Raw genomic sequence first — 16,623 nt, 5'->3', positions numbered from 1 at the left:
GAAGAAAAACCCCGGCTCGTGGCCGGGGCTTCTCCATCGCCTGGTCGGGTTCAAGCCGCCTTTCGGTTGAGGCTGCTTTCCGCGAGCCGCGACAGCAGTTGGTCGGTCTTCTTCTCCTCCTGGAGCGTCTGATCGAGCAGCCGCACCGCCTCCGGCATGTCGAGCTTGGCGGCCCAGGCCTTGAGCGTGCCGTAGCGGGAAATCTCGTAATGCTCGACAGCCTGGGCGCCCGAGAGCAAGCCGGCGTCGAGTGCGGAGGCGCCCTTGAACTCCTCCATGATCTCCTTGCCTTCGTCGATGATGCCGACGATGGCGTCGCATGTCTTGCCTTGCGCCCGCTTGCCGAGCAGCTCGAACACCTTCTCCAGGCGGTCGACCTGGCCCTCGGTCTCATCGCGATGAGTCTCGAAGGCGGCCTTGAGCTCCGCGGATTGTGCAGCCTTCGCCATCTTGGGCAGGGCCTTCAGGATCTGCTTCTCGGCGTAGTAGATGTCCTTCAGCGTGTCGAGGAACAGATCGTCGAGAGTCTTGTCAGTCGTCGTCGCCATGAGGTACCCCTATCGATTGTCGCCTGTCGGCAGGAAACGACCGAGCGCGCCATCACACCGCAATGGCGCGCCAAACCTTCAGTGTAAGGGATGATTTTGATCATCCGTGTCGAACTCAACGTTTGACAGCGTCCCGGACGGCATCCTTGGCCTTTCCGACTTCCTTTTGAATTTTGCCTTCGGCCTTATCCATCTTGCCGTCGACTTGGAGGTCGCGATCACCGACGACCTTCCCAGCGGCATCCTTCACGGCGCCCTTGGCCTGCTTGGCAGCGCCGGCGATCCGATCCTTGTCCATGTCGATCTCCAATGTTGTCTCGACTGATGAATAGCCTCTCTCTCGACTTCGTTCCTGCAATGACCGATTTTCCGGCAGCGAAGCGACACGAAGCAAGCGGCGCATAAGAGAACAAATATAACAAAGTATAATTTCTCTCCGCACCTGACCATTACTCGGGCAAGATCCATCGACCCCGGCGCGACGCCGGCACACCCTCCGCGAGCCGCTCGGGCGCCCCGCCTGAACGGTTCGTCCTGCAACATTCCGATGGGTTCGGACATGCGCTACAAGATCTCGTTCCAGCTCTATTCCGCGCGCAACTTCCCGCCGATCGAGCGCCAGCTCGAAGGCCTCGCCGCGATCGGCTATGACGCCGTCGAGCCCTGGCTGCCCGCCTATGAGGCGAGCGCCGCGGAGTTCCGCCGCAAGATCGACGCCGCCGGGCTCGCCTGCTACGGCTTTCACCTGCCGTTCAAGGGGCTCGTCGCCGATCCCCGGCGCTTCATCGACATCGCCAAGACCATCGGCGCCCAGCTGCTGATCCCGCCCTATCTGGAGCCGCAGGACCGGCCCACCACAGCCGATGGCTGGCGCGCCATCGGGCGCGAGCTCGGCCGGGTGCGCGAGATCGTCGCCGCCGACGGCTTGAAGCTTGCCTGGCACAATCACGATTTCGAGTACCGGCGGCTGCCCGACGGATCACGGCCGATCGATCTCCTGTTCGAAGGCGCCGGCAGCGAGGTCGGCTACGAGATCGACTTCGCCTGGGTGGTGCGCGGCGGCGGCGATCCGCTGACGGAGCTGAAGCACTGGAAGAACCGCCTCTACGCCATCCAGGTCAAGGACACCGCGCCGGCCGGCACGACGGCCGAAGGCGGCTGGACGGCGATGGGCGACGGCGTCGTCGACTGGCAGACGCTGTGGCCGCTCTTCTCCGAGACGCCGGCCGATCACCTCGTCGTCGAGCATGACGAGCCGGCCGACTGGCGGGCGCTGGCCCAGCGTTCCTACGACCATCTCGTCAAGCTCGGCGCACGGGGCTGATCCATCTCGGCCGGATGCGGCGCTGAGACCGCGATAGCCAACCGAACCAGCGCCCGACGCATCTTCAAGCACAGAGACAGACATGACCCTCAAAGCCGGCCCCATCTTCACGCGACGCGGCCGCAGCCTGCTGCCCGGCCAGATCGCACAGCTGGTCACGATCGACATCGAGACGGGGCAGCCCCGCGTCGTGATCGAGGCGGACGAGATCATCGAGGCGCCCAATTGGACGCCCGATGGCAAATGGCTCGTCTTCAATGCCGGAGGCGAGATGTGGCGGATCGATGCGGACGGCATGACCGCACCCGAGAAAATCGAGACCGGAGCGATCCGTGATCTCAACAACGATCACGTCCTCTCGCCGGATGGGAAAACCGTCTACATGAGCGACAATGACGGCCATCTCTATGCCGTTGCGCTCTCGGGCGGCGAGCCGCGCCGGGTCTCGAACGAGCACGAGACGCCGCATCACCACTATCTGCACGGCATCTCGCCGGACGGGCTGACCCTGTCCTATGTCGCGGTCGAAGGCCCGGCCGGTGCCAGGCGGATCAACATCTTCACGATTCCCGCATCGGGCGGGCCCGACACCCGGCTCACGGATGTGAGCACCCCGAATGACGGCCCGGAATATTCGCCGGACGGGCAGTGGATCTACTTCAACGCCGAGCGCGCGGCGACGATTCCGGGCCACGCCCAGTGCTTCCGCATGCGGCCGGACGGCAGCGGCATCGAGCAGCTCACCTTCGACGACCGCGTCAACTGGTTCCCGCATGTCTCGCCGGACGGCCGGTCCGTCGTCTTCATCAGCTATCCGGCCGGCACCACCGGGCATCCGCCGAACAAGGACGTGATCCTTCGCCTCATGCGGCCGGACGGCGGCGGCCAGCGCGACCTCGTCGCCTTCTTCGGCGGTCAGGGCACGATCAACGTCAACAGCTGGGCTCCCGACAGCAGGCGCTTCGCCTATGTCGCCTATCCGGTCGTATAGGCGGCTGCAGGCGCACCGAAACGGCGGCCGGGGTTTCGGCAATCATGATCAGGAGATCGTCATGCGCTTGCGCCTGCGGGCGGGACGACCCCGCGGGTGCGTCGCTCAGACTCCTGCATCGGCCCAGCCCCGCGACATATGCGCGAAGCCGGATCGGTAGACCTCTTCTTCATTGGGGAAGAAGTCGCGCCACACGCGGGTGGCCGCAGCCAGCGCCGGGACGCCGCGGCCGAACGCCTCGATCGTCAGCCTGCCGTCATATCCCACGGCCCGCAACGCCTTGTAGGTGGGGCCCCACGGCACATGACCTTTGCCCGGCGTGCCGCGATCATTCTCCGAGACATGGACATGAATCATGTGGCGGCTGATCACGCCGATCGCGGCGACCGGGTCCTTCTCCTCGATATTGGCGTGGAAGGTGTCGTACATCCCCTTCACGGCAGGGTGGCCGACCTCGTCGAGATAGTCGGCCAGCTGGTCCATCGTGTTGAGGAAGTAGCATTCGAAGCGGTTCAGCGCCTCGAGGGCAAAGCGCACGCCGTAGCGCTGGGCGTGGTCGCCGGCGCGGCGGTTGAACTCGATGCCGCGCCGACGCTCCTCGGCTGACGGGCCTTGGCCGGTGAAATGGCCGAGCTGCGAATGCATCGGGCCGGCAACGATCGATGCTCCGAGCGCCTTGGCGCAGTCGACCACCCATTTCGCCCGGTCCAGCGCGGCCTCCCGCTCCGCCGGGTCGCCCGACAAGCAGTTGTGCCCTGCCCCCAGCACGCTCACGGCCGTGACGTCGAAGCCCAGAGCCGCAAGCCGCTCCCCGAGCCTGGCGTAGTGGTCGGGCGTGCCTTCGAAGATCGGGACCTCGATGCTGTCATACCCAGTCTCCCTGAGCGCCCGCAGCAGGGGCGCGTGCTCGTCGGTGATATGCCCCGTCCAGAGCAGCAGGTTGAACCCGTATTTCATGCCGCGCTCCTCCCTTGGCCGGCGGCCGGCGCCGGACCGGACATCCCAGGCGAGAGCCTTACTGCGCCGCCGACGCCTGTCCCTTCGCGGCCAGCAGCTGCTGCACCATGGCCTGGACCAACCGCGGCAGGTCATAGGGGAAGCGCGCGGTGATCAGGTTGCCGTCGACCACGCAGGGTTCGTCGAGCACCACGGCGCCGGCATTCTCGAGGTCGATCTGGATGTTCCACACTGCGGTGGCGCGCCTGCCCTTGAGGATCCTGGCGCTGACCATCACCCATTGGCCATGGCAGATCGCAGTCGTCGGCTTGCCGGCCTCGTCCATGGCGCGGACGAACGCCACCGCGTGCTTGTCCATGCGCAGCGCATCGGGATTCCAGCAGCCGCCGGGCAGCAGGACGGCGTCGTAATCCGCGGCCTTCGCCTCTTCGGTGTAGCGGTCGATCTTCAGCCAGCCGGCATTTTCCATCAGGCGGATGGCGAGGACGTGGGTGGCGCATTGCGGTGGGAAGCGCAAGCCCAGCGTCGGGTGGAATTCGCCGATGCGCGGCGAGACGATGTGGACCGCGGCCCCGTGCTCGGTCAGCCAGCGATGGGCGCCGAGGATCTCCACCTCCTCCACGCCATTGGTGCAGCAGATGGCGATCCGCTTGCCCTTGAGCAGGGTCGGATCCGAGGGCGGGTCGAACAGGAAGCTGTTGAGCTCCCGGTTCAGCTCGCCATCAGCCGTGGCCAGAAGTTCGGTGGAGATGGACGGCACCGGCGACGCGGACATCAGCTGCTGCATCCGGTGCACAGCGGCGGCTTGGTTGCGGACGCTCATCTTTCACTCTCCTGGAGATGTTGAATGATTGTGCTCGCCGGATCCTTCCTCGCTCCCGGTCCGCCGGCGACCCTGCAACACCAGCGCGCCGGCCAGGACGCAGGCGATGACCGCGACGGTCCAGGTGAAGCCGTGCATGTACCAGGGCCTGGCGCTCAGCTGGGCCTTGCCGCTGGCGGTGCTGGGATCCGGCGGCTTGAGGAAGAACAGGCCGTAGAGATGCGCCGCGGCGATCGAGATCAGCAGGACGAGGCAGAAGATCATCGCGACGATCATCACCGCCTTCGCCACGGACCGCTTCGGGACGCCGGGCTGCGCCAGCGGCAGCAGGTTGTTCGCCAGCGCGGCCACCACGACGATGATGCCCCCGGCCGTGAACAGCGCGATGTCGAAGGGCTGGAAGATCAGCAGGAGCGCCACGACGCCGAGCCCGATGATGGCGTATTCCAGCCTGCGCGCGGCCGCGGACGACAGCCCGCCCTGATCGTGCCGGCTCATGCGCGGACCGCCTTGCCATCGGCGGCGAAGATATGGGTCTGCATGGGATCCGGGATCAGATGGAGCGGCTCGCCGACCTTCACCTTCCGGTCGCGCGGCACGACCACCCGGATGTCGCCGCCGGCCTTGGTCCGCGCGTGGATCAGCGTCTCGGCGCCCATCGGCTCGATCAGCTCGGTTACCGCATCGATCGTGCCGGCGGTATCCTCGGGCACGGCGGTGAAGGCGCGCGGGCGCACGCCGACTGTGACCCGTCCCGGCCCCAGGGCCGCGACGGCGGGGTTCGCGGGGAGATCGACGTCCTGCTGGTCGAAGGCGACTGTCGCCTTGCCGTTGCCGTAGCCCTTGAGCTCCGCCTCGATCAGATTCATCTGCGGCGTGCCGATGAAGCTGGCGACGAAGACATTGGCCGGCCTGGCGAAGACGTCGTGGGGGCTGCCCACCTGCTCGATCATGCCGTCGCGCATGATCGCAATGCGATCCGCCATGGTCAGGGCCTCAAGCTGATCGTGAGTGACGATGACCGTGGCCTTGGACAGATTCGACAGCACGCCCTTGATCTGGCCGCGCATGGCGTGGCGCAGCTCCACATCCAGCCGCGACAGCGGCTCGTCGAACAGGAAGCAGTTGGGATCGCGCACGATGGCACGCGCGACGGCGACGCGTTGCTTCTCCCCTTCCGAGACCTGTCCCGGCATCCGGTCCAGGACGTCGCGCAGATGCAGGATGTCGGCCACCTTGCCAACCCGGGCGGCGACCTCCGCCTTGCCGATGCCTTCGCGGTGCAGCGGCATCGCGATGTTCTCGCCGACCGTCAGTGCCGGATACAGCGCATAGAACTGGAAGACCATGGCGATGTTGCGCTTCTGCGGCGGCAGCTCGTTCATGCGCTGTCCCGCGATCACGATGTCGCCCGCGGTGGCTCGCTCCAGCCCCGCGATCATGCGCAGGGTCGTGGTCTTGCCGCAGCCCGACGGGCCGAGCAGGCAGACGACCTCGCCCGCCGCCACCGACAGATCGGCGTCCCGGACCGCGACGAACGGGCCGAACGCCTTGGTGATCCCGCGGATCTCGATGGTCGACATGGCTATTTCCTGACCGTGCCGAAGGTGACGCCGCGCAGCAGGTGGTCCTGCAGGAAGAAGGTGACGAGGAAGACCGGGATCAGGAACAGCGTCTCGATCGCGGCCAGCAGCGTCCAGTCGGTGCCGCGGCCGCCGGAGGAGACGGCCTGGTTCATCGCCACCGGCACGGTGCGCGTGTCGGCACCGGTCAGGAGGAGCGCGAACAGGAACTCGTTCCAGGTCAGGATCAGGCCGAACACGAAGGTCGCGGCCAGGCCGGCGACGACCTGCGGCAGGCAGATCTTCCAGAACACCTTGACCTCGGACGAGCCGTCGATGCGGGCGGCGTCCTCGACATCGGTCGAGAGCTCGTCGAAGAAGCTCTTCATCATCCAGATGGTGAAGGCCAGGTTGAAGGCGGTGTAGAGCAGGATGATGCCGGGATAGGACCCGGACAGGCCGACGGCGCGGAACATCAGGATCACCGGAATGATGACGACGATGGCTGGCAGCATCCGGGTGGTCAGGATGATGAAGAGATAGGTGTCGTTGCCCTTGAGCGGGTAGCGCGAGAAGCCGTAGGCCGCGAGCGTGCCGAGGACGAGGGCGAGCAGGACCGAGACCGACGCGATCAAGATCGAGTTGAAGAAGAAGCGGTCGAAGCCCGTCGCCTCCGGCTGCCCGCCGGCCGTCATCACCCGCGAGAACACCGACCCGAAATTCTCCAAGGTCGGGGTGAAGACGAAGCGGTCGGGGATGAGGCCGAACAGCGAGGTCGGCGACAGCGTCGGCGGCACCGACAGCGCCAGTTCCTGCGGCTTGATCGCGGTGAAGATGATGAACAGCACCGGCAGGAAGTAGATCAGGCTGACGCCCGCCACGACCAGGGTGCGCCCCCAGCCGGCCTCCGCGACGCCGCGGCTGCGGCGAAGACCGATGCGTTCCCAGACGGACGGGCCGGACGCCATGGTCAGCTCTCCCGGTCTCTGCGATTGGCGAGATAGAGGTAGAGGTTGGTGAGGACGATCACCATGAACAGCATGATGTAGGAGATCGCCGCCCCCTCACTGGTCTTGTTCTGCTCATTGGCGATACGGATCAGGTGGTACGAGATCGTCATCGTGTCATTGCCACCCTTGGTGAGGAGGATCACCAGGTCGGCCAGCTTGAACGCCTCGATGGTGCGGAACAGCAGCGCCAGCATTAGCAGCCCGCGGATATAGGGGAAGGTGATGGTCCAGAAGCGTCGCCAGGCCGAGACGCGGTCGATGGCGGCCGCCTCATAGAGATATTTCGGCACGGAGACGAGCCCGGCCAGCACCAGCAGCATCACGAAGGGCGACCACATCCAGGCATCGGCGAAGACGATGCCGGCCACCGCGCCCGCCTTATTGTCCATCAGGATGAACTGGCCGTCGGCGATGCTGTTCATCACGTAGCTGAGGATGCCGAAGGTCGGGTCGTAGTAGTAGGTGAAGAACACGCCCGAAGCGACGACCGACAGCATCATCGGCGTCAGCACCAGGATCAGGAGATACTTGCGCAGCGGGAATTGCTTGGCGAAGAGCATGGCCAGCAGGAAGCCGACGACCATCTGGGCTGCGACCGTGAGCACGACGAACATGGCCGTGTTGGTCAAGGCGTGCCAGTTGTCGGCCGCGGCGATGTCGTTGGTGAGCACCTTGATGTAGTTGCCGAGCCCGACGAACCGGATCGACTGCTGGTTCGACTGATAGGCGAAGAACGAAAGGCCGAGCGACCACAGCAGCGGGAAGATGTTCATCACGAACAGCACCGCGATGGCCGGTGCCACGAGCAGACCGCCATAGTGGCGGCGGCGATAAGCGTTGACCGCGAACGCCATGGCGACAAGCGCCGTCATGACGCCGACGATCCAGAAGGCGACGGAAGCGGGCAGCGCCGCGGCGGCGGCCGCGGAGACGGCGACGCCCGCGACGATGGCCAGCCGCCAGTTGTCGGCCGACATCTCCAGAAATGCCGGCGCCGTCCGGACCCTGGAGGCCGGCATGGTTGGTATCACTGACATGGCGCTCTCGATCGCAGCCTTAACGAATCCGACCCGTCTCGCGGCGTCCGACGAGCCGTCCGACCGGCCGGCCGCGGCTCGGGACCACCGCCGCCGGCCTGGGCGACCGGCGGCGACAGCCTTCGTCAGATCATTGGATCAAGCCCGCTTCGGTCAGCAGGTTCTGCTGGAACTTGGCGATGTTGTCCAAGGTCGTCTTCGCGTCCTGCTTGCCGGTGATCGCGAGATCGAACTGGTCCTGCTGCTCGGTCAGCAGTTCGAAGAACTGCGGCACGTGCCACACGTCCTTCTGCCAGTCCAGCGACGGAGCCCAGGCCCGGTTCCACGGGCGATAGGTCACGTATTTGGGATCCGAATAGACCGACTTGATCGCCGATTGCCCGCCTGCCGCCGCGAATTGGTGCTGGATGGCGGGCGAGAGCCACCACTTCACGAAGTCCACAGCCTCCTTGATCTGGGCGTCGGTGGTCCAGGTGGTCAGCACGAAGGGCTGCCCGCCGATGTTGGACCAGCGGACCATCTTACCGTCGGCACCGATGGTCCCCGGCATCAGGCCGAACACCAGCTTGTCCGCGACCTTTGAGGTCTTCGGATCGAGCGAGGCTTCGCCCAAGCCGATCCAGTCGACATTCATGGCCACCTTGCCTTCGCGGAACAACTCGTCCGATTTGAAGATGTCCATGGTTCCGGTCTTGGCCACCGGCGGCATGTACTCGATCAGGGCCAGATAGGCCTGCAACGCCTTCACCGCGATCGGCGAGTTCACCACGCCTTCCGCCTGGCCCTTCGGCACCTGGGTTTCGTCCCAGATGTCGCCGCCCATCTGCCAGATCAGGCCGTTGATCTGCATGGACGAGAAGTCGTAGCTCTTCCCGGCCTGGAAGGCGATGCCATAGAAATCGTCATCGGCCGGCTTGCCGGCCAGCATTTCACCCTTCTTACGCCGGAAGAACTCGCCGACATTCCGAAAATCGTCCCAGGTCATGGCGTCGATCTCTTCGCCCGTGCAGGGCAGTTTTTTCTGGTATTTCGCCATGAAGTTCTTCTGCTCGGTCTCGTCGCAGAGGATGTCCTTGCGCCCGTAGGTGACCAGAACGTCGGGGAATTGCGGGAATCCGTAATAGTTCTCGGACTTGTAGGGATAGGTTGCGTAAGCGTTCAGCGGGTTGGGATGAATCTCCATGAACGCCTTCTTGAACTCGGGATCGGCATCCAGAAGATCGTTGATCTTCCGGAAATAGCCGCCCTCGACGAACGCACCCAACCACTGCGAGTCCGACACGATGAAATTGTACTTCTGCTCGCCGGATGTGAGCGAGGCATTCACGCGGGTGTAGAAATCGGGCCAGGGGATGAAGTCGACGTCGAGCTTCACGGTGTTGCCGGATTTCGGCTTGTACTGCTCGTCGAAGAATTTCTTCATGACGCGGGTCGGCGGCCAGTCGGGCACCGCCATCGACAACGTCACCTCTTCGGCCAGGGAGAATCTGGCCCCGCCCGTCATGAGCAAAGCGACCAAGCCGGCCGCCGTCAATACGCCCTTGATCTTACTGGTTGCCGTCATTCTCGGATCTCCTCCCCTATGTTATCGGTGGACTTTATTGTTTGCTTTTACTCCGCTTTATTTTCTTGTTGGTCTTTCGGCCTTCGGCATCAGGTGATGGCCTGTCCGTTCGAGGCCCGGAAGACGTGGAGCTTTCCAGGATCGAAAACGATCGAGGCCTGCTGACCGGGCTGCAGGCCCGAAGCCGCCGCTTCCGGCAGCACCAGCCGCAGCGTCTCTCCGCCGGTCTCCATCGAGATCACCGTGACGTCGCCCAGCGGCTCCAGCATGGCGATGCTCGCCGTCACGCCGTCCTCACCGCCGGTCGCGAGGCGGATGTCGCTCGGCCGGATGCCCACCACGGCCGCTTCCCCTGCATCCGCCGTGCTCAGCTTGCGCGAGCATGGCAGCGGGCCGATCGCGGATTCGATGACGGTGCCGTCACGGGCCAGCGTGCCCTTGATCATGTTCATGCTGGGCGAGCCGATCTTGCCGGCCACATACAGATCGCGCGGCGCTTCGTAGAGCTCGTCGGGCGTCCCGGTCTGCACCACGCCGCCGTCCCGCAGCACGGCGATCTCCTCGCCCATCGACAACGCCTCGAGCTCGTCGGGCGTCGCATAGACGATCGTCAGCCCGAACTGGCGGTGCAGCCGTTTGAGCTCGGCCCGCATCTCGTGCCGGAGCTTGGCGTCGAGATTGGTCAGCGGTTCGTCCAGCAGCAGAATCCGGGGGCGCCGGATCAGGGACCGGCCGAGCGCGACCCGCTGCTGCTCTCCGCCCGAGAGCGTGCCGGGCTTGCGGTCGAGCTTCGCGTCCAGCCGGAGCATCGCCGCCGTCTCCCGGACGCGGCGGCCGATCTCCTCCCGGGCCATCCCGGCTTCGCGAAGCGGGTAGGCCAAGTTCTCGCGGACGGTGAGATGCGGATAGAGGGCGAAGGATTGGAACACCATCGACACGCCGCGTCCCGCGATCGGCTCATGCGTCCAATCCCGACCGAAGATCTCGACGCGGCCCCGGTCCGGCGGGACGAGGCCGGCGATCATGCGCAGCGTCGTCGTCTTGCCGACCGAGCTGGGCCCGAACAGCACGAAGAAGCGGCCTTCCGCGACGCTGAACGACAGGTTGTGGAGGGCTCTGACACGGCCATAGGACTTGCTGACATTCGTCAGGCTCAGCGCGCAGGCGTCGACCAGTCCCATCGCTATCCCCCCTTTGATGCCAGCGTATCACGGATCGGGTCGCTGCCCATGGCTCCTGACATCAGTCGAAAGCCGGCAGCAGGCGGTCGCGCGACCGCTCGATATGCGTGCGCATCGCCCGTTCGGCCTCGTCGGGGCTCCGCCGGGAGAAGGCGGCCAGGATCGCCGCGTGCTCGTCCAGCGCCTCCTCAGTCACCCGCGAATGGAACATCAAGCGGAAGATGTGGAAATGGGTGTGCTGATACGCCACCGTCTCTCGGATGAGCTCGTTGCCCGCGACCGCAAGAATCTTGTCGTGGAACACCGCGTCTTCCCGGGCGAACCGGGAATAGCGGGCCCGTTCGTCCGACCCTTCCGCGCGCGACATCAGCCCTGCCGCTTCGGTCAGCTCCCGCAGCGCCGTATCCGTCATCGCCGCCGCGGCCCTCCGCGCCGCATCGGGCTCGAGCAGCAGGCGCAGCTGATACAGCTCGGTGAAACGCCGGCGTGAGACCTGGGGTGCCGCGCTGTAGCCGACGAGATGGGTCTTGACCACCAGGCCTTCGCCCTCCAGGCGGCCGAGCGCCTCGCGGATCGGCGTCTGCGACACGTTGAACTCACGCACCAGACCATCGACGGTGATGCGGGCGCCCGGCGGGATCTTCAGCGCCATCAGCTGGGCGAAGATAGCCTCATAGACCTCCTCCGCCAGGCTGGCAGCGCGATGGATCACGGAATTGCCCTCGCCCGGATCGGCTGTCGGACCGGATGTGGTGATCGGCTTTCGCACTGCTTTGTCCCTTGACATGGAGGAGAGCTAGCACGATCCTTCGCCGCATTCAATACGATATCCTATAGGATTTAATATAGGATCTTGACTGGCCGATGTTCCGGCGCATCCCCATCGATGGAGTCGATCGTGACGACCTTTTCGGCGATCCGGCTGCCCAAGGAGATCCTGTTCGGCAAAGGCCAGCGCCACGCTTTGCCCGCGGTCGCCGGCCGCCTCGGCCGGCGGGCGCTGGTGTGCACGGATGAGCGCCTCGCCGCGTCATCCGATTTCGAGCGGATGCTGGACGGCCTGGGCGCGGCCGGCCTTGACGTCGAGGTCTATGGCCGCGTGCTGCCGGATGTGCCGCGCGACAGCGCCGCCGACTGCGCCGCCGAGGCCCGCGGCTTCGCGCCCGACCTGGTCATCGGCATCGGCGGCGGCAGCTGCCTCGATATGGCGAAATGTGCCGCCCTGCTGCTCGCCCATGGCGGCCGGCTGCCGGACTATTACGGCGAGTTCAAGCTGCCGGGACCGGTGCTGCCGGTCGTCGCGGTTCCGACCACCGCGGGAACCGGCTCGGAAGCGACGCCGGTCGCCGTGATCTCCGATCCGGACCGCATGCTGAAGGTCGGCATATCGAGCCCGCATCTCATCCCCGCCGCCGCCATCTGCGATCCCGACCTCACCCTCTCCTGCCCGCCCGCGCTGACCGCGGTCGCCGGTGCCGACGCGCTCACCCATGCCATCGAGGCGTTCACCGCCGGACGGCGGCCGCCCTCGGCGGAACTGGCGCAGAAGCACGTCTTCATCGGCAAGAGCGCGCTGACCGACCATTTCGCCCTCCTTGCCATCCGGCTGCTCGGGCGCAGCCTCGAACGCGCCTGGCGCGATGGAGGGGACGAGGAAGCGAGGGCGGAGGTGATGATGGCGGCGCTGGCCGCGGGCTGCGCCTTCGGCACGGCGGGCACGGCGGCGGCGCACGCGATCCAGTACCCCGTCGGCGCCCTGACCCACACGCCCCACGGCCTCGGGGTCGCGACCGCCCTGCCCTATGTGATGCGCTTCAACCGCGCTGCGGCGCTGGACGAGATGGCGGAGATCGCCGTCGCGCTAGGGGTCGATGGCGGGCACGCCACGCGCGCGGCGCAGGCCGACGCCGCCATCAACGAGGTGACGCGGCTGCTGCGCGCCATCGGCATCACGCCGACGCTCGCCGGCCTCGGCCTGCCCGCCGACAAGCTGGACTGGACCGCCGAGCAGGCGGTCGGCATCGAGCGCCTGATCAAGAACAATCCGCGCCCGATCGGGCTCGCCGAGATGCGCCGGCTGGTCGATGCCGCCTATCGCGGCGACCTGGATGCAGCGGCATCCCACCTTGTCCTCGAATAAAGGAATCCCGCCCATGACCGTTGCGACGCCGCTTTCATCCGGGTCCCTCGCCTCCGCATCGGGCATCGATCCCGCGAGCTGCGCCCGCGGCCTCTATATCGGCGGAGACTGGTCGTGGCCGGCGGGACGCAAGCCGATCCCCGTCATCGATCCGTCGACCGGACAGCTCCTGGCTGAGGTTCCGGATGCATCGGTCGCGGATGCGGCGGCGGCGGTCGAGGCGGCCGCGCAGGCGGCTGCAGCCTGGCGCTCGACACCGCCGCGCCGGCGGTCGGAGATCCTGCGCCGCTGCTTCGAGCTGATGACAGAGCGCGCCGAGGATCTGGCGCGGCTGATCGCGCTGGAGAACGGCAAGGCCCTGCGCGACGCGCGTGGCGAGGTCGCCTACGCCGCCGACTTCTTCCGCTGGAACGCGGAAGAGTCGGTGCGCATCTGCGGCGACTTCATGCTGTCCCCCACCGGAGCGAACCACATCGTCGTCGATTACGAGCCGGTCGGCATCTGCGTGCTGGTCACGCCCTGGAATTTCCCGGCGGCCATGGCCACCCGCAAGATCGCGCCGGCACTCGCCGCCGGCTGCACCGTCGTGCTCAAGCCGGCGAGCGAGACGCCGCTGACCGCCTATGCGCTCGCCGCCCTGTGCGCAGAGGCCGGCGTGCCGGCGGGCGTCGTCAATGTGCTGACCACCTCGACGCCCGGTCCGGTGACGGCGTCGATGCTGGCGGATCCCCGGGTGCGGAAGCTGTCCTTCACCGGCTCGACCCAGATCGGCCGGGTGCTGCTCGCCGAGGCGGCGACGCATGTGGTGAGCTGCTCGATGGAGCTCGGCGGCAACGCGCCGCTGATCGTCTTCGACGATGCCGATCTGGACCTGGCGATCGAAGGCGCCATGCTGGCCAAGATGCGCAATGGCGGCGAGGCCTGCACCGCTGCCAACCGCCTTTATGTACAATCCGGCCTCCATGACCGGTTCGCGGCGGAGCTCGCGGCGCGCATGGCGGCGCTGAAGGTCGGCCCCGGTGCGGACCCCGCCACCGAATGCGGCCCGATGATCAACCCGGCGGCGGTCGACAAGATCGAGCGGCTGGTGGACGATGCCCTGTCGCGCGGCGCCCAGCTGCTCTGCGGCGGCCGGCGGCCGGACGGACCCGGCTATTTCTACCCGCCGACCGTGCTGGACGGGGTCCCGGCCGATGCCGCCATGGCGCAGGAGGAGATCTTCGGACCGGTCGCCGCGCTCAGCCGCTTCGAGACCGAGGACGAGGCCGTCGCCCTCGCCAATGCGACCGAGTACGGCCTGGCCGCCTATGTGTTCACCCGCGACCTGGCGCGCGGCCTGAGAGTCTGCCGCCGCCTCGAGACCGGCATGGTCGGGCTCAACCGCGGGCTGGTGTCCGATCCGGCGGCGCCCTTCGGCGGCACCAAGCAGAGCGGGCTCGGACGGGAGGGCGGCGCGCAGGGCGTGCTCGAATTCCTCGAGGCCAAGTATATCGCGACACGGCTTTGATCGCGTCGCTTCACGGGTGTAGTGAGGCAGAGTGATCGGCTCGATGTCGGCAGCCAACGGTCTGCCAGGCCGCCGGTGACGCCTTTCGAAAGCCGGAGGAGCAGGTCATGACGAGTTTGAACGGCACGGTTTCGGTCGTGACCGGGGCAGGCCGCGGGATCGGGCGTGAGATCGCGCTGCACCAGGCCCGGGCCGGCGCCCGGGTCGCTGTCCTGGCGCGCACGAAAGGCGAAATCGAGGAGACACGAGCGATGATCGCCGGCGAGGGCGGGACTGCGATCGCGCTGCCGCTCGACCTCGTCGACGGCCCGGCGGTCGAGCGCGCCTTCGACCGGATCAGCGACGAGCTCGGGCCGGTCGACACGCTCGTCAACAATCACGGCTCGTTCCGCGCCTTCGGCCCGATCTGGGAGTGCGATCCCGAGACCTGGTGGAGCGACGTCGAAATCAACCTGCGCGGCACCTTCCACACCTGCCGGGTCGCGGCGCCGCTGATGCTGGCGCGCGCACGGGGACGGATCATCAACCTGGTGGGCGGCGGAACCGGAACGAGCTTTCCGCACGGCTCCGGCTACGCCGCCAGCAAAGCCGCGGTCATGCGCCTGACCGAATGTCTCAGCGACACGACGAAGGCCGGCGGCGTCCTGGCCTTCGCCGTCGATCCCGGACTCGTCCGGACGGCAATGACCGAGCTGCAGCTGACCTCGGAAGCCGGCAAGACCCACCTGCCCGGCATCAAGCAGCTGTTTGACGACGGGGCGGATATCCCGCCGACACGGGCAGCCCTGCTGATCGCTGATATCGCCGGGGGCCGGTTCGACCCGCTCGCCGGGCGGATGCTGCGCGGCGCCGACGACCGCGACACGCTCGAGCGCGAGATGCGGGCCATCGCGGCGAAGGACGGCCGCGCCCTGCGTCTGACCGGGCTCGACGCTACGAGCCTGTGAGCGGGTGGCGGCGGCGCGTCAGCCGATCTCCACCAGCGCCTTGACCAACCCGTCCTTCCAGATCGCCCAGTGCGGGAGATCGGCGACCGCGCCGGCCAGGCTGGTGCGGTGCGTGAGGAGATGCTGCAGCGGGACGCGACCACCCTCGATCGCGGCGACAACCCGCTCGAAATCCGCCCGCAGGGCGTTGCGGCTGCCGAGGACGGTCATCTCCCGCTTGTGGAATTCGGGATCGGAGAAGGCGATGGTCTCTGTCACCACGCTGACGAGCACGAGCGTGCCGCCATGGGCGACATGGCCGAAGGCGCTTTCCATCGATGCCCGGCTTCCGGTCGCATCGAAGACCACATCGAAGCCGTCGCCGTCGGTCGCTTGCAGGACCAGCTCCGCCGCGCCGCTGCCGACACCGATGACCCGTGCCGCGATGCCGCTCTCGAGCGCGAAGGCGAGCCGGTCGGCCTCGCGGTCCATGATCGAGACGTCGCCCCCGGCCAGGCCGGCGAAGATCGCCACACCGAGCCCGATCGGCCCCGCACCGATCACCAGGGCGCGGGCGCCCGGCCCAAGGCCGGACCGGGCCACCGCATGCGCACCGATCGCCAGGAACTCGATGCTGGCTCCCTGGTCGAGCGTGAGGCTGCCCGCCGGATAGAGATTGTGCTCCGGCACGGCGATCCGCTCGCACATGCCGCCGTCGCGGTGCACGCCCAGCACGGCGATCCGGACGCAGCAATTGGGCTTGCCGGCGCGGCAGGCGATGCAGGCGCCGCAGGAGACGTACGGGTTGACGATCACGGTGTCGCCCGATTCCAAAAGGCTGCCCTCGGGCGCCTCCAGCACCTCGCCGGACAGCTCATGCCCCATGATCCGGGGGTATTGCAGATACGGGTGGCTGCCCTCGTAGATGTGGAAATCCGTGCCGCAGATGCCCATGCGGCGCACCCGGACCAGCACCTCGCCGTCGCCCCGCTCGGGCTCCGGCCGGTCTTCGAGCACCAGCTCCCCGGGGGCCTGGCACACCACTGCCCGCAT

17 protein-coding genes are annotated in these 16,623 nt (G+C 66.9%); 5 read left to right on the top strand and 12 right to left on the bottom strand.

Annotation, left to right across the window (positions count from 1 at the left end):
- Positions 1–50: 50 nt before the first annotated feature.
- Positions 51–548 carry a ferritin-like domain-containing protein gene (locus FFK22_RS33325; protein WP_138892340.1) on the bottom strand — a complete coding sequence of 166 codons (498 nt, stop codon included), beginning with the start codon at positions 546–548 and terminating at the stop codon, positions 51–53.
- A 115-nt stretch (positions 549–663) separates the two neighbouring features.
- On the bottom strand, positions 664–846 hold the full coding sequence (locus tag FFK22_RS33320) for a CsbD family protein (RefSeq protein ID WP_138892339.1): 183 nt from the start codon (positions 844–846) through the stop codon (positions 664–666).
- Between the two features lie 261 nt (positions 847–1,107).
- Between FFK22_RS33320 and FFK22_RS33315 the strand changes: the two genes are divergently transcribed.
- Both FFK22_RS33315 and FFK22_RS33310 read left to right on the top strand, forming a co-directional pair.
- Positions 1,108–1,872, top strand: coding sequence for a sugar phosphate isomerase/epimerase (locus FFK22_RS33315; protein WP_138892338.1), 765 nt, complete (start codon positions 1,108–1,110; stop codon positions 1,870–1,872).
- An 82-nt stretch (positions 1,873–1,954) separates the two neighbouring features.
- Positions 1,955–2,863, top strand: a complete 909-nt coding sequence (locus FFK22_RS33310; protein WP_138892337.1) for a TolB family protein — start codon at positions 1,955–1,957, stop codon at positions 2,861–2,863.
- A 105-nt stretch (positions 2,864–2,968) separates the two neighbouring features.
- Here FFK22_RS33310 and FFK22_RS33305 read toward each other — a convergent pair whose 3' ends face one another.
- From FFK22_RS33305 to FFK22_RS33265, 9 genes are all read right to left on the bottom strand, one after another.
- Entirely contained in the window at positions 2,969–3,820 is an 852-nt protein-coding gene (locus FFK22_RS33305) for a sugar phosphate isomerase/epimerase (RefSeq protein WP_138892336.1), read from the bottom strand.
- A 58-nt stretch (positions 3,821–3,878) separates the two neighbouring features.
- Positions 3,879–4,643, bottom strand: coding sequence for a type 1 glutamine amidotransferase domain-containing protein (locus FFK22_RS33300; protein ID WP_138892335.1), 765 nt, complete (start codon positions 4,641–4,643; stop codon positions 3,879–3,881).
- Positions 4,644–4,646: 3 nt separating this feature from the next.
- On the bottom strand, positions 4,647–5,141 hold the full coding sequence (locus tag FFK22_RS33295; protein ID WP_186002790.1) for a hypothetical protein: 495 nt from the start codon (positions 5,139–5,141) through the stop codon (positions 4,647–4,649).
- Positions 5,138–6,226: an ABC transporter ATP-binding protein gene (locus tag FFK22_RS33290; protein WP_138892334.1), complete on the bottom strand. Its 1,089-nt coding sequence runs from the start codon at positions 6,224–6,226 to the stop codon at positions 5,138–5,140. The genes FFK22_RS33295 and FFK22_RS33290 overlap by 4 nt, the downstream gene beginning before the upstream one ends.
- A 2-nt stretch (positions 6,227–6,228) precedes the next feature.
- On the bottom strand, positions 6,229–7,173 hold the full coding sequence (locus tag FFK22_RS33285; protein WP_138892333.1) for a carbohydrate ABC transporter permease: 945 nt from the start codon (positions 7,171–7,173) through the stop codon (positions 6,229–6,231).
- Between the two features lie 2 nt (positions 7,174–7,175).
- Positions 7,176–8,234: a carbohydrate ABC transporter permease gene (locus tag FFK22_RS33280; protein WP_221939038.1), complete on the bottom strand. Its 1,059-nt coding sequence runs from the start codon at positions 8,232–8,234 to the stop codon at positions 7,176–7,178.
- Between the two features lie 148 nt (positions 8,235–8,382).
- Positions 8,383–9,708, bottom strand: coding sequence for an extracellular solute-binding protein (locus tag FFK22_RS33275; protein WP_221939037.1), 1,326 nt, complete (start codon positions 9,706–9,708; stop codon positions 8,383–8,385).
- Positions 9,709–9,905: 197 nt separating this feature from the next.
- Complete coding sequence (locus tag FFK22_RS33270; protein WP_138892331.1) at positions 9,906–10,997, bottom strand: ABC transporter ATP-binding protein; 1,092 nt, start codon at positions 10,995–10,997, stop codon at positions 9,906–9,908.
- A gap of 61 nt (positions 10,998–11,058) precedes the next feature.
- Positions 11,059–11,709: a GntR family transcriptional regulator gene (locus tag FFK22_RS33265; protein WP_221939036.1), complete on the bottom strand. Its 651-nt coding sequence runs from the start codon at positions 11,707–11,709 to the stop codon at positions 11,059–11,061.
- Between the two features lie 186 nt (positions 11,710–11,895).
- Here FFK22_RS33265 and FFK22_RS33260 point away from each other — a divergent pair, with 186 nt between their 5' ends.
- From FFK22_RS33260 to FFK22_RS33250, 3 genes are all read left to right on the top strand, one after another.
- Entirely contained in the window at positions 11,896–13,137 is a 1,242-nt protein-coding gene (locus FFK22_RS33260) for an iron-containing alcohol dehydrogenase (protein ID WP_138892329.1), read from the top strand.
- Between the two features lie 13 nt (positions 13,138–13,150).
- Positions 13,151–14,644, top strand: a complete 1,494-nt coding sequence (locus FFK22_RS33255; protein ID WP_138892328.1) for an NAD-dependent succinate-semialdehyde dehydrogenase — start codon at positions 13,151–13,153, stop codon at positions 14,642–14,644.
- Positions 14,645–14,751: 107 nt separating this feature from the next.
- Positions 14,752–15,591, top strand: a complete 840-nt coding sequence (locus tag FFK22_RS33250; RefSeq protein ID WP_138892327.1) for an SDR family NAD(P)-dependent oxidoreductase — start codon at positions 14,752–14,754, stop codon at positions 15,589–15,591.
- Positions 15,592–15,609: 18 nt separating this feature from the next.
- Here FFK22_RS33250 and FFK22_RS33245 read toward each other — a convergent pair whose 3' ends face one another.
- Positions 15,610–16,623: a zinc-binding alcohol dehydrogenase family protein gene (locus FFK22_RS33245; RefSeq protein WP_138892326.1), complete on the bottom strand. Its 1,014-nt coding sequence runs from the start codon at positions 16,621–16,623 to the stop codon at positions 15,610–15,612.

This window comes from Mycobacterium sp. KBS0706, from assembly GCF_005938675.2.
Classification (GTDB): domain Bacteria; phylum Pseudomonadota; class Alphaproteobacteria; order DSM-16000; family Inquilinaceae; genus Inquilinus.
The sequence above is the reverse complement of the archived record's forward strand: the minus strand, read 5'-3'. Positions and strand labels throughout refer to the sequence as shown.